Source organism: Rhodococcus sp. PvR044, assembly GCF_040548995.1.
Lineage (GTDB): Bacteria > Actinomycetota > Actinomycetes > Mycobacteriales > Mycobacteriaceae > Rhodococcus_G > Rhodococcus_G oryzae.
In genome coordinates, this window is the sequence record NZ_JBEPSX010000010.1 from 154,683 (window position 1) to 166,904 (window position 12,222).

Annotated in this window: 13 protein-coding genes; 4 read left to right on the top strand and 9 right to left on the bottom strand. The window is 68.5% G+C overall.

Translation table 11 applies throughout. From position 1 onward, the window contains the following. Positions 1–19: 19 nt before the first annotated feature. Both ABIC28_RS21590 and ABIC28_RS21595 read left to right on the top strand, forming a co-directional pair. Positions 20–3,253 carry a DEAD/DEAH box helicase gene (locus ABIC28_RS21590; RefSeq protein ID WP_354580762.1) on the top strand — a complete coding sequence of 1,078 codons (3,234 nt, stop codon included), beginning with the start codon at positions 20–22 and terminating at the stop codon, positions 3,251–3,253. A gap of 75 nt (positions 3,254–3,328) precedes the next feature. Continuing rightward, positions 3,329–3,706 (top strand): hypothetical protein, encoded by a 378-nt coding sequence (locus tag ABIC28_RS21595; protein WP_354580764.1) that lies wholly within the window; start codon positions 3,329–3,331, stop codon positions 3,704–3,706. A gap of 37 nt (positions 3,707–3,743) precedes the next feature. On the opposite strand, the gene ABIC28_RS21600 is transcribed toward ABIC28_RS21595, so the two are convergent. From ABIC28_RS21600 to ABIC28_RS21640, 9 genes are all read right to left on the bottom strand, one after another. Further along, entirely contained in the window at positions 3,744–4,823 is a 1,080-nt protein-coding gene (locus ABIC28_RS21600; RefSeq protein ID WP_354580766.1) for an AAA family ATPase, read from the bottom strand. Positions 4,824–4,826: 3 nt separating this feature from the next. Then, positions 4,827–5,465, bottom strand: coding sequence for a nicotinamide riboside transporter PnuC (gene pnuC / locus ABIC28_RS21605; RefSeq protein ID WP_354580768.1), 639 nt, complete (start codon positions 5,463–5,465; stop codon positions 4,827–4,829). A 91-nt stretch (positions 5,466–5,556) separates the two neighbouring features. Continuing rightward, positions 5,557–6,420 carry a hypothetical protein gene (locus ABIC28_RS21610; protein ID WP_354580770.1) on the bottom strand — a complete coding sequence of 288 codons (864 nt, stop codon included), beginning with the start codon at positions 6,418–6,420 and terminating at the stop codon, positions 5,557–5,559. A gap of 260 nt (positions 6,421–6,680) precedes the next feature. Beyond that, the gene (locus ABIC28_RS21615; protein WP_354580772.1) at positions 6,681–7,028 is read right to left on the bottom strand and encodes a hypothetical protein; all 348 of its coding nucleotides are present in this window, start codon (positions 7,026–7,028) and stop codon (positions 6,681–6,683) included. A 9-nt stretch (positions 7,029–7,037) separates the two neighbouring features. Beyond that, on the bottom strand, positions 7,038–8,321 hold the full coding sequence (locus ABIC28_RS21620; RefSeq protein ID WP_354580774.1) for a hypothetical protein: 1,284 nt from the start codon (positions 8,319–8,321) through the stop codon (positions 7,038–7,040). 2 nt (positions 8,322–8,323) lie between these two features. Continuing rightward, positions 8,324–8,620 carry a WXG100 family type VII secretion target gene (locus ABIC28_RS21625; protein ID WP_354580776.1) on the bottom strand — a complete coding sequence of 99 codons (297 nt, stop codon included), beginning with the start codon at positions 8,618–8,620 and terminating at the stop codon, positions 8,324–8,326. Continuing rightward, on the bottom strand, positions 8,620–8,931 hold the full coding sequence (locus tag ABIC28_RS21630) for a WXG100 family type VII secretion target (RefSeq protein ID WP_354580778.1): 312 nt from the start codon (positions 8,929–8,931) through the stop codon (positions 8,620–8,622). The genes ABIC28_RS21625 and ABIC28_RS21630 overlap by 1 nt, the downstream gene beginning before the upstream one ends. Positions 8,932–9,222: 291 nt before the next feature. Further along, the gene (locus tag ABIC28_RS21635; RefSeq protein WP_354580780.1) at positions 9,223–9,903 is read right to left on the bottom strand and encodes an NUDIX hydrolase; all 681 of its coding nucleotides are present in this window, start codon (positions 9,901–9,903) and stop codon (positions 9,223–9,225) included. Positions 9,904–10,098: 195 nt separating this feature from the next. After that, the gene (locus ABIC28_RS21640; RefSeq protein ID WP_354580782.1) at positions 10,099–10,710 is read right to left on the bottom strand and encodes a TetR/AcrR family transcriptional regulator; all 612 of its coding nucleotides are present in this window, start codon (positions 10,708–10,710) and stop codon (positions 10,099–10,101) included. A 67-nt stretch (positions 10,711–10,777) separates the two neighbouring features. Between ABIC28_RS21640 and ABIC28_RS21645 the strand changes: the two genes are divergently transcribed. Both ABIC28_RS21645 and ABIC28_RS21650 read left to right on the top strand, forming a co-directional pair. After that, positions 10,778–11,713, top strand: a complete 936-nt coding sequence (locus tag ABIC28_RS21645; RefSeq protein WP_354580784.1) for an NAD-dependent epimerase/dehydratase family protein — start codon at positions 10,778–10,780, stop codon at positions 11,711–11,713. A 65-nt stretch (positions 11,714–11,778) separates the two neighbouring features. Further along, positions 11,779–12,060, top strand: a complete 282-nt coding sequence (locus tag ABIC28_RS21650) for a GNAT family N-acetyltransferase (protein WP_354580786.1) — start codon at positions 11,779–11,781, stop codon at positions 12,058–12,060. Positions 12,061–12,222 lie beyond the last annotated feature (162 nt).

Consider the following 12,222-nt stretch of genomic DNA (forward strand, 5'->3'; position numbering starts at 1 on the left):
CACCGACTACCGTCTAGCCATGCTCACGCCCGCCGATCGCGACCACACCATCACCACCCTGGTGCGGGCGGTCGGCCAGACCACCTACGACCGCGGGGTCCGCTACGCCCGCGGCGGCTCGGTGCTGGAACTGGACTGGCTGGCCGCGGAGCGGCGGGCGGTCGGCCTGGTCGACGGGACCGAGCTGTACCGGACCTCGGCGGTGTTCAGCCTGCGCGCCGAGCGGCTCGAGTTCGCGCGCGGCGAGTGCAGCTGCCCGGTCCGGCTGAACTGCAAGCACTCGGTCGCGCTGACGGTCGCGCTCCTCGACCAGCCGGACACCCAGGCGGTCGCGGCGCCGCCGTCCTGGGAGGACGTGCTGGGCGCCGCCCTCGGCGGCGAGGACCGGCGCGACGGCGGGACCGTCCCGCTGGCGGTGCAGCTGACGCTGACCCCCGGCCCCCGCTCCCAGTTCTGGCGTCTGTACGCGCGGCTGGCCCGGCCCGGCAGGGCCGGCTGGGTCAACGCGAACATGAACTGGGCGAACCTGCCGACCATGCACGAGGTGGACCCCCGGCACCGGGACCTACTGAGCGAGCTGCACACGGTGCACCAGCTGGGCGGGCGCAGGCGCAGCGGCTACGGGTCCGCCGAGAAGGACCTCGACCTGACCACGATCACCAATCGGCGGCTGTGGGCACTGCTCGACGAGGCCGCCGGGGCCGGGATCGAGCTGCTCTACGGCACCAAGGAGCTGGGCGCCCTCCCCCACCCCGGCACCGCCGAGCTGTGCGTGGACATCGACGATGCCGGCGGCGACCTCGTCGTCACCCCGACCGTGCGCACCGACGACTCCGAGGGGCCCGTGGTGGTGCTCGGCTTCCTCGGCGAGGACGCGCACGGGGTGATCTACCTGCGCCCCGGCGACCCGCAGGCCACCTCGCCCGCGCAGTGGCCGTTCCGGATCGCCCGGCTGTCCGGCACGGCGACGCGCGCGATGCAGGAACTGGCGATCGCCGGTGCCTCCATCACCGTGCCCGCCGCCGACGCCGACCGGTTCGCGACCTCCTACTACCCGCGGCTGAGCCGGGCCGCCAGCGTCCGCTCATCCAACGGCTCGTTCACCGCCCCGACGATCGAGGGCCCGACGCTGCTGCTGGACGTCGCGTACCAGGCGGGGCACCGGGCCCGGCTGCACTGGCGGTTCCTCTACGCCGTCGGCGGCGCCGACCACGAGGTGGAGCTGGCCCCTGGCGCCGACGAGTCCTTCCGCGACACGGCCGGGGAACGGGCGCTGCTCGCCGGGCTGGACCTGCCGCTCGAGCAGCACCGGCTGCTCGGCCCCGGCGGCGGGCTACTGCCGCGGGTGAGCCTCGACGGGCTCGACACCGCGCGGCTGACCACCGAACTGCTGCCTCTGCTGCGCGGGCGCGACGACGTCGAGGTCCGGGTGGAGGGCTCGCCCGCCGACTACCGCGACGCGGGCGACAGCCTGAGCATCGGGGTCGGCACCGACGCCACCGACAGCGGCGACTGGTTCGACCTGTCCATCACGGTCCGCGTCGAGGACGCCCCGGTGCCGTTCCGGGACCTGTTCGCCGCGCTGACCGCGGGCCAGTCCCACCTGCTGCTGCCCGACGGCGCGTACCTCTCGCTGGACAAGCCGGAGCTGCAGCGGTTGAAGGACCTGATCGCCGAGGCCGCCGGCCTACACGAGCAGGACCCGAACGGGTTGCGGCTGAGCCGGTTCCAGGTGTCGCTCTGGGAGGAGTTCGCGGCGCTCGGGGTGGTGGAGCGGCAGGCTGCCCGGTGGCGCGAGCAGGTGCAGGGGCTGCTGGACGTGGCGGCGTCGTCCACCCTCGACGCCCCGGCCTCGCTGCGGGCGACGCTGCGGCCGTACCAGCTCGACGGGTTCCGCTGGCTGAGCTTCCTCTGGTCGAACGGGCTCGGCGGCATCCTCGCCGACGACATGGGCCTCGGCAAGACGGTGCAGTCGCTGGCGCTGATCTGCCAGGCGCGGGAGGCGAACCCGTCCGAGCCGCCGGTGCTGATCGTGGCGCCGACGTCGGTGGTCTCGAACTGGGCGTCGGAGGCCGCGCGCTTCGCCCCGCACCTGCGGGTGGTCACGATGTCCGAGACCGCGGCGAAACGCGGTGCGCCGCTGACGGAGTCGATCGAGGGCGCGGACGTGGTGGTCACCTCGTACACCCTGGCCCGGCTCGACGACGAGGAGTACGCGGCGCACCGCTGGTCGATGCTGCTGCTGGACGAGGCGCAGTTCGTCAAGAACCACCGGTCCAAGGCGTACCTGACCATGCGCCGGATAGAGGCGCCGACGAAGATCGCGATCACCGGCACCCCGATGGAGAACAACCTGATGGAGCTGTGGTCGCTGCTGTCGATCACCGCGCCCGGGCTGTTCCCGAACCCGACCAGGTTCGCCGAGTACTACCGCACCCCGATCGAGAACGGCGGCGACGTCGAGCTGCTCGGCCGGCTGCGGCGGCGGATCAAGCCACTGATCCTGCGCCGCACCAAGGAACAGGTCGCCTCCGACCTGCCCGCCAAGCAGGAGCAGGTGCTCGAGGTGGAGCTGTCGCCGCGGCACCGCAAGCTCTACGACACCCACCTGCAGCGCGAGCGCCAGAAGATCCTCGGGCTGGTCGAGAACGTGGACGCCAACCGGTTCACCATCCTGCAGTCGCTGACGTTGCTGCGCCGGCTGAGCCTGGACGCGTCGCTGATCGACGACACGCACGCCTCGGTCGCGTCGGCGAAGATCGACGCCCTGCTCGAGCAGCTGGCGGACGTGATCGACGGCGGTCACCGGGCGCTGGTGTTCAGCCAGTTCACCGGGTTCCTGGACCGGGTGCGCACGCGGCTGGACGCCGAGGGCATCGGCTACGCCTACCTCGACGGCCGCACCCGGGACCGGGCGAAGGTGTTGGGCGAGTTCAAGAACGGCGACGCGCCGGTGTTCCTGATCAGCCTCAAGGCGGGCGGGTTCGGGCTGAACCTGACCGAGGCCGACTACTGCTTCCTCCTCGACCCGTGGTGGAACCCGGCCAGCGAGGCGCAGGCCGTGGACCGCACCCACCGGATCGGGCAGACCCGGAACGTGATGGTGTACCGGCTGATCGCAAGGGACACCATCGAGGAGAAGGTGATGGCGCTGCAGGCCCGCAAGTCGGAACTGTTCGCCAGCGTGGTGGACGAGGGCGGGGCGTTCAATGCGACGCTGTCCGCGGAGGACATCCGGGAACTGTTCGGGTAACGCTCAGTCCGCATGCCCGACGCGCCCCGAGCTCGTATTCCTCTGCCGCCACACTCCGATCGAATGGGACCCGCCGTGACAATCGACTACACCCGGTTTCCTGGGCTATCGGGTGTCTATCTCGAGGACAGTTTCGTACTCGCCATCTCGGAGCTCCCACACACGTTGTCATTCAAGCTGGAGGCCGTCCTCACCCCGGAGCACCCCAGCTATCACGACCCGTTGCCCGGCGAGCAATACTGCTATGCCAATGCCGCACTGGTCTTCGACGACGTCACCGAGATCGAATGGATCAGGCGGTCGACGAACAGATTTGTGGACGCCAGCGGCGAGGAGGACCTCGGCAACATCGACCGCCTGGTGAGCGACGACGGTTCCTATCTCGTCGACGGCGATTGGGGCGAGGTACGCGTGCGATGCGGAAAGATGCCCAGGTTCGAGCTCGCGGACTGACTCGAGCGAGCGGGACTCACGATGGCCGACTAACTGTTCACAGCGGCGCGCCGAACGACGACCGCTGCGCCAATGCCTGGTCGACCACCCGGACCGCAAGTTCCACCCGCTCCTCCAGCGAGCCGGTGAGCAGCACCCACGAGCGCCCGGTCGCGGTGAGCGCGTCCTCGAACCAACCGGTCATCTCGGCCCGGACATGCTCGCCGTCTCGAATGCCGTCCTGCACGAACGGGACTCCGACGTGGTCGGTGAGCAGGTACAGCGCCTGCCGATCAGCGACCGCCTCCCAGGCGCGCCCGCTGTCCGGACCGAGGTACCGCCGCTCCCACACCGTGGTTGCGAACGCGTCGGTGTCGCAGATCAGAACGGGCGAACCGGCCCGGGCGGCGGCCTCCTCCGTCCGGGTCTGCTCCGAAGCGATGTGCGCGAAGTCGTCACCGGTCCAGGTGAGAGCCTTCACCGGGGCGCCGGGTTGCGCCGCGCGCAGCCGGGCCAGCTTGTCGTGGGTGGCCTGACGCCCGTACTCGGGCACCCACCCGGTCCGCGACCAGACCCCGCCGCGGTCCCGATAGTGCTCTGCCACCGCGCGACTGACCGTGGTGGTGCCGGTCGACTCGGCGCCGAGCACCACGATGCGGGTCGCCAGCCCGGCCCGCGCCGGCTCGTCGAGCCAGTCCCAGCGGTCCGCGAGGTCCGCGCGGCAGTCGGTCCCGGAGACCGGGTGGTCGACGCGATCGGGGTCGACGCAGACGTGGGTCGCCGAGAACCAGCGCGCCAGCTCGTCGCCGTACTTCTCGCTGGAGACGACCGCGTCGACGGGTTCCGCGTCGATCTGCCGCACCGCCGCTTTCATGCAGGCGACCTGCGCCGCCCACACCGGCGTCGACTCGAGGTCCATCGGTGCGTCGCAGGCGATCCCGGTGATCGTCACGTTCGCGTCGCCTGCGTGTGACTGCCGTATCCACGACACCCGCTCCGCGAGCGGGATCGTTTCGGCGGCGGACGCTATCACGACGACGCTCACCCGCGCGGCAACGCGCGCCGCCGACCGAACCAGGTGATGGTGGCCGCGGTGCGGCGGATAGAACTTCCCGATCACCAGCGCGTGCTCGTACATCGCTCAGCCGACCGTCACGGGCACGGGCGTGGCCGCCGGTGCGGCAGCCATGCTGCGACGCCAGGCCAGCAACCCTCGGACACACAGCAGGAGGAACCCCACGTAAAGCAGCGCGGTGAGCGTCAGGCCCTTGTGCAGGTAGAGCGGGATGTAGATCAGGTCGGCCGCGATCCACAGCAGCCACGACTCCCAGCGCTTCTTCGCCTGCCCCCAGGTCGCGAGCAGCGACAGCGCGGTGGTCACCGCGTCCCAGAACGGGACGGTCGACGAGGTCGCGGTGTCGAGCAGCACCGTCAGCGCGACGGTGCCCACGATTCCCGCACCTGCGAGCCAACGCCATTCGGCAAAGGAGGTCCCGGTGACTGGCAACGTCTCCCCCACGCGGCCGCGCACCCAGTTGTGCCAGCCCCACACGGCGAGGCCGATATAGACCACCTGCAGTCCCGAGTCCGCGAAGAGTCCGGCGGTCGCGAACAGCAGGATCCACACGGCGTTGTTCGCGATGCCGATCGGCCAGTTCCACGCGGACTGACGGCCGACCAGCCACACGCACCAGGCGCCGGTGACGAAACCGATCACCTCCGCCCAGGTGGTCGGCGCACCGAACGCGGTGAACGCGGTTGACTGTAGGAACGAAACCATCAATACCCCCTCAGATCAGTGCCAGACGGCAATTAGATCATAATTGCGCTAACGCTTTTCCGGGTGCCCCCGGGACTCGCCCACCCAGGGTTCACAGCGCAGGAAGTCCGGTCGCGGGCGACGGATAGTCCCCCACCCGAGCCCGCTCAATCGCCATCGCGGTGCCCAGTTCGGTTCGCGCGGAAGGGTTGTTGGCGTAATAGAGCACGAGATGGAACAGCAGCGCCTCGTCGATCGCGAACTTGCGACAGTCCACCTCGATCAGCGGAACCGGCGGCAGGCGATCGATCCTCCACAGCCGGGTCGTGTATCGACGCCGCCACACCGCGTTCGAGTAACCGACGACCAGGATCGCCCGATAACCGTGGTACGCGTCCACTGCACCGGCCACGGCATCCCACGGCAGGTACGACTCGAAACTCCAGCCGCGGTGGAAGATTCCGGTGGGAGTGAGTCGAATCTCGCCGCGCCTGACCCGGCGGGCGGCAACCACGACAAGGAAGCTCGCGCAATACGCGCCGAACAACCCCAACACCGCCGAGGCACCGGGAATGAACGAACTCGGCACATTGAGGTAGATCTCCACCGCCCCGGCGAGCGGCAGCGTCGCGCAGGCCGCCATCAGCGCCACGAGCAGGACCCACAGACGACGCGACTGCCGCAATTCGGTCGCCGTCCCATCACCGACGGTGACGGCCCCGATGTCGGTTTGACGATGCGCCGTTCCTCTCATCACCACCCCAGTCGCGACAATCAGGAAGAAGAAGCACGCGAATCCCGCGCCGTAGCGAAGCGCCGCGGACAGCCCACCCGCCCAGCCGGCCAGGCCGAAGAGGGCCGCCAGGAAGCCCATCCCGGCGAGCAACACCATCGAGAGCACCTCCCGAACGGTGTACCGCGGGTGCAGCCAATTGCTCGGCGTGTGCAGTGCCGGTCGCCCGTGCTGGTCGGTCACCAAAACGATTCCCCCTCATGCGCGCACCGGATCGGCCGTCTTCAACCCGCCTCGGCCACCTACGAGGCCGATCCGAGAGCCCGGCAGCTCCGGCGTCGTGCGCCTTCCCCCGTCGGCAGCACCGGCTTGCTTTCCCGCCTACGTCGCATCATGTCCCATCCCGGCAGCCATCGGCCAGCTGGTGGGACCATCGCACTCACTCCACCCAGCAGGCCATGTTCACGGCGCGATCGCGATCACACCGACTGGGCCCGTCGCCGTTATGCAAACCGAATCTGAACAGGGCTGGGGAGCGCGGTCGGAACATCATCCGTGTACCAGGCGTACTCGAGAGTGGACAGGTGACCCGACTTCATCCACACCATCAACTCTCCGATCAGTCCAGTCGAGTCCTCAACCAGCGCGCGACCCGGCAAAGGCCCGTCTGCAACATGTGCCCTCGGCACGCTCGAGTCCACCGCCAGTTCGACCATGGTGACGGCTCCGGACTCGCGTTGCGTGTGCGGCAACTGCGCTGCCACTTCGTCGCCGAGCCCGCCCGGGACCTGGACGAGCAGGGCGCGGAGTACCGCGAGATCATTCACGGAGAGGGGTTCAAATGTCGTCATCAATCACTCCTACGGTGTGAAGGCAGTTCCAATTTTCACGACACCGTCGTGGACGGCGCCCCGAACCACAACGTTCTGTCCACCGACAACGATCGTCTCCTCAAAGACCCCTGCTGCCGGCGTCAACCCATTGAGCTCCTCCAAGAACGCTCTCACGACAGCCTCCCGGCTACCGAACTGCTCGACGAGTGGATCGAAATTGTGCTTGGGATGAAATGTGTGTTCAAGGCGCTCCGAACGGGTTGCGAAGTCGAATGCTGCCTGGTCCTCCGCGGTCCAGGGCTTTGCAGTCTCGGGGGGCCTCGGCGACGCACCGTCCGCCTCCTCTTTCGATTTGCCCCGCAGCCTCTCCGCAACACTTCGAATTCGAGAAGGCGCATCTCCGACCCGCTCACGCGCCAACAGCCGCGGGGTCTTGTCGACGAAGATCCTCACAATGGGACGGATCATGTCTGCTGCGGTCTTGATCAGCCTGCTCGCATTGGCGGCACCTACGACGGCGGAGGTACCCGCGCTCACCAATGCGGCCAGGACAGTGACCGCGACCGTAAGCCCGAGGTCGGTCATCAGACCCTCAAGTACAGGCACGATCCCGAACCGCGTTTCCTCGATTGAAGACGCGTGGTCGCGACAAGACTGCGCTAATCCCCTTACAGTCGATCCTGTTTCGCCCAGTAGGTGTGACAAGGCCTCACAGTCGGCGATTGCGAGGTCCACCTCGGGCGACCGGACATTTCGAAGGTCGTCGATGAACTGAGACACCGTTGCTGCTGCGTCGTCGATGATCAGCTGCGCGACCTCATCCCACGCATTGGCGGCCGTAGCCAGCTTGGTTGTATCCCCGTTTGGACACGGAATGCCGATTGACTCGATCAGCTCGTCAAAGGCTTCCAAGCCTCCTCCCGCATTGCCAACCGCCGATGCCGGGTTTGTAGGCGTCACGAGAGCGGCAGAATCCGGGTCCGGAGGGAGTGACGGTGGCGGGCCGGCATCGAGGGTGGCTCCGTGCTCCGCAGTGTCATGATTGCGCCCAGCCTGCATCAAGAGGAGCGCGTGGTTGTCGAAAGCCTGGATCAGTTCGTTGACGGCGGTGAGTGTCGCCCTCACCTGTTCGTCGTAGTCCCGGCCCCACACCTCACCGCCGTCGTCGCTGCCTCCCATCGAATCGCATCCCGCCAAAGTCGAGACAACGCCCTGAAATCCGACAGACAGCCGATTCGATACCACCGCGCAGCCGCTCGACGCGAAATAGAAGTGCTCGGAATCGACTTCAATCACAGTTCCCGGCGCCATGGTCACATGCCGCCGAACATGCGAAGGTTTGCCGCAACCGCGGCACTGTAGCTCGAATGCGCCTGTTCGGCAGCGCTCTTCATCGACTCGACACCATTGCGCATCTCACGGGCTCCGGCGGACCAATGGTCATGCGCCTCCCGGTGCGCTCTCGCCGCGGTTCCGCTCCATGTGACGTGAAGGTCTGAGATTCTCCGGTCCAGCTCGTCCAATTGGTCCTGGAGATGTTCCACAAATCCCCTGATACGGATTGCGGTCGCCTCGAGTTCATCCAGGTCTACCCGGTAGCCTCCGGCCATCACGACAACCAGTTCAGCGAGCTCAGGCTTTCCGCCGTTGCCGCCTCTTGTTGTTCGTAGGCTTCGGCTGTCGAGCCGAGGAGCTCCGACATGTCGCCGAGCGCCTCGAATACCTTGTCCGCGCCATCGCGAACGTGCGCCCATCCGTCGGCGTAGGACGCAGAGGCGCCGCCTGTCCAGCTCGACAGCAGCGCATCGACGTCCCCCGACACAGCCTTCATGGCCGTAGCAAGATCCACCGCGGCAGATCGGACGATTCGCCCTACCAGAGCAACTTCTTCCGGCACCACTTCAAGGTCTGATTCCTCCATGTCCCCTCCCCAGCATGGCAAACCGATAGGTGACGCTACCGGAAGCTCTCTGCAGGCCCTCGCCGGGATGCAACAGCCTGGATGCGCGGGCTCGACCCGCACCTCCCGTCGACCGGGCGGGGCGTATTACCGAAGCTCAGCCCATCACTGCATCCAGAACCTGAGCGGCAAGACACTGAGGGAAGGTCAACTGCTCGTCCGTCGCCGCCCACGGTTCGTACCAGTCCACCTCGGCCACCGGCCGCTCCTCCCTGTGCGGCAAGCCGCGCTACGGCGCGCGATCGCAGACACCTATCCGATGAACAGCGCCGCGGCCTGCGCCGGAAGCACGGCGTCACCGTTCCTGCGGAACAATTCGGCGGGCCGACCGTTGCCGACGTTCGACCACTCCCCGGTTTTCACGAGAGAACCGACCACATGACGCCGGAATGAGTCCTTCTGCAACTCTTCCCGCGCGAACACCACCTCGTAGAGCTGACGGAGCTCGAGCATCGTGAACGATTCCCCCAGTAATCTCGCCGGGTCGACCCGCGCCGCGTACCGCGCCCGAAGGTCGTCGACCGCGAGCCGCACCATGTCCGCATGGTCGAAGCCGAGCTCCTGCCCCACCGTGCCGTCGTGCACCGGCACCAGGATCGCGGCGTCGGGAAGCTCGCGCATCGGCAACACCGCGGTGTGCGCCATCGAGAGCACCCAGCCGCGGTCATCTCGATCGGGGCGATCGAACAGGGCCAGCTGATGGAACTGCGTGCCGGCCATGTCGGCCTTGAGCAGCGCTCGCTCGGCGGCGGCGGTCAGCAGTTCGCGTTCATGCAGGAAGGCGCCGGGCAGCGCCAGCATGCCGCGCTCGTGCTGGACCACCACTACTCGGAGCGCGCCCTCCGAGTAGGTCAGAACGACGACGTCGACCGCGACGGAGGGACGTGGGTAGCCCTCCAGCGTTTTGCCGCCCGAGTCCTCGTTCTTGCGCACGCCTGCATATTAACTCGAATGCGCTCTATAGCTTTAGCGCTATCGATGGGCTGACATGGGGTGCCTACACGGCAGTGAGAGCGGGCGGCAGTGGGATCGCTCGCCACCGCGACCGGCGCCGAGTATCGCGGACGCACGTGGGCGTTCAACGCGACGCTGTCCGCGGAGGACATCCGGGAACTGCTCGGCTAACGCTCAGTTCCCGATGCCCGCGGCGGACGCCAACGCCTCGACCACCCAGTCGTCGTAGTCCGTTGCACTCCAGCCCCGTTCGTCGATGAGCAGGGCGTGTGTCTCGGGGCTCTGCAGCGCCAGCCCGACGTCGATGCAGCGGTCGATGTCGAGTCCGTCGACCTTGCCGGCGAGCGCAGTCGCCAGGTGCCGCAGCACCGTCTCGTGGTGCTCGCAGGTGGTCGCCCACAGCTGCGCGACCTCCGGGTCCGCGCCCGCCGCCGCGCGGACCGCCAGCAGCACCGGGCCCACCCGGTCCAGGATCAGCCGCGCGCCGTGCACCTGGATCCGCAACTGCGCCATCGGGTCCGGCTCCGCGACGGCCTCGGCCACCCACGGCCGGTCCAGCGTCGCGATCGGCTCGTCGTCGCCGGCGATCGAGACGTCGAGCAGCGCGGCCAGCACGCTGCGCTTGTTGCCGAACACGAAGTAGACGGTCTGCACCGCGACGCCCGCCTCCGCGGCGATCGCCTTGATGGTGGTCGACGCGTAGCCGGTGGTGGTGAACAGGGTGCGCGCCGCGGTGAGGATCTTCCGCCGCGCCGGTGTCTTGTCGTCCTCGTTCGGTGTTGCCACGAACTGAAGTGTAGATCTAGAGTGACGCACTAGAGCACTACTCTAGTGAAGCGAATGGGAGATCGACATGACTTCGGTACTGGTTCTGGGCGGATACGGCGCGGTCGGCAGCCACGTGGTCGAGCGGCTGCGCGCGGCGGGCATCGACGCGCTGGCCGCGGGCCGGGACCCGGCGCGGGCGGACCGGGTGGTCGACCTCGCGGACCCCCGCTCGCTGGTGTCGGGGCTGGACGGGGTGTCGGCGGTGGTGAACGCCTCCGGTGCCGAGGACCCCGCGGTCGCGGCGGCGGTCGCCGGACGCGGCATCGCGTTCGTCGACATCACCGCGACGTCCGGGTACGCGCGGGAGCTTGAGCGGGTGGACGGACCGGTGCTGCTGGGCGTCGGGATCGCGCCCGGCCTGAGCGGCCTGCTCGCGACCGAGGCGGCGCGCGCGGGCGGGCCGGTGGACGTGCTTATCGGGCTCGGCGCCGGCGAGGAGCACGGGCCCGCCGCGACGGCATGGACCTACGGGCTGCTGGGCAAGCGCTTCGACGACCCCGACGGCTCGCGGGTGCGCAATTACACCCGGCCGACGCGGTTCGACCTGCCTGCCGAGGCGGGCTACCCGCGGTTCCCGGCCCTGCGCACGGACTTTGCCGACCAGCACCGGCTGACCGCGGAGCTGGGGGTACCGGTCCGCAGCTACCTGCGCCTGGACTCCCGCCTGGCGACCGTCGGCCTGGCGGCACTGACCTGGACCCCGCGGATCGCGGCCCTGATGCCGGCGGGCGGCATGCCCGCCGGCGACGGCTGGGTGATCGCCGCGCGCGGCGGCGACGGCAGGTCGTGGTGGGCCACCGGCCGCGGGCAGTCGCGAGCGACGGCGGTGGTCGCGGCGCTGGCAGTTGAGCGGGTGCTGCAGAGCCCGATCGAGGCGCCCACGTGGCTGCACGAGACGGTGAGTTTGGACGAGCTTCGCTCGGCGCTGTTGGAGGCCGGAATAGCACTCGGCGCCGGATAGTTGATTCGGCTAGTACCCCGCATGGGTAACGTGCGAGGCATCCTCCGACGAAGGGACCCGTCACCGTGGCGCACCGCATCGAGCACAAGCCGGCCGAGAACCGCTTCGAGATCCACGTCGACGACGCCCTCGCCGGGTACGCCGACTACACCGTGATCGACGGCGTGCGGGACTTCGACCACACCGTCACCGATCCCGCATTCCGCGGGCAGGGGTTGGCCGGCAAGCTGGTCGCGGCGGCGCTGGACGCGACGCGTGCTGACGGGATCTCGATCGCGACGTCGTGCTCGTATGTGGAGAAGTTTGTGGAGCAGAATCCGGAGTACAAGGACCTGCTGGCGGCGTAGCTAGGGTAGTCGCGGGCACGGGCGCAGGCGATCGCCGCGTCCGTGCCGAGCTCAGCTCGGGTGTCCGAATTGTTGGCGTAGTAGCTGACCAGGTGATGCAGGAGCACCGGGTCGACGGCGAACTGGCGGGTGTCAACCTCGATCAGCGGCGACAGCGGCAAG

What these genes read in the sequence shown, in the direction of transcription:
- ABIC28_RS21615 (WP_354580772.1), bottom strand. Translation starts at nt 7,028, where the DNA reads ATGACGACATTTGAACCCCTCTCCGTGAATGATCTCGCGGTACTCCGC.
- ABIC28_RS21600 (WP_354580766.1), bottom strand. Translation starts at nt 4,823, where the DNA reads ATGTACGAGCACGCGCTGGTGATCGGGAAGTTCTATCCGCCGCACCGC.
- ABIC28_RS21625 (WP_354580776.1), bottom strand. Translation starts at nt 8,620, where the DNA reads ATGGCCGGAGGCTACCGGGTAGACCTGGATGAACTCGAGGCGACCGCA.
- ABIC28_RS21645 (WP_354580784.1), top strand. Translation starts at nt 10,778, where the DNA reads ATGACTTCGGTACTGGTTCTGGGCGGATACGGCGCGGTCGGCAGCCAC.
- ABIC28_RS21620 (WP_354580774.1), bottom strand. Translation starts at nt 8,321, where the DNA reads ATGGCGCCGGGAACTGTGATTGAAGTCGATTCCGAGCACTTCTATTTC.
- pnuC (WP_354580768.1), bottom strand. Translation starts at nt 5,465, where the DNA reads ATGGTTTCGTTCCTACAGTCAACCGCGTTCACCGCGTTCGGTGCGCCG.
- ABIC28_RS21590 (WP_354580762.1), top strand. Translation starts at nt 20, where the DNA reads ATGCTCACGCCCGCCGATCGCGACCACACCATCACCACCCTGGTGCGG.
- ABIC28_RS21630 (WP_354580778.1), bottom strand. Translation starts at nt 8,931, where the DNA reads ATGGAGGAATCAGACCTTGAAGTGGTGCCGGAAGAAGTTGCTCTGGTA.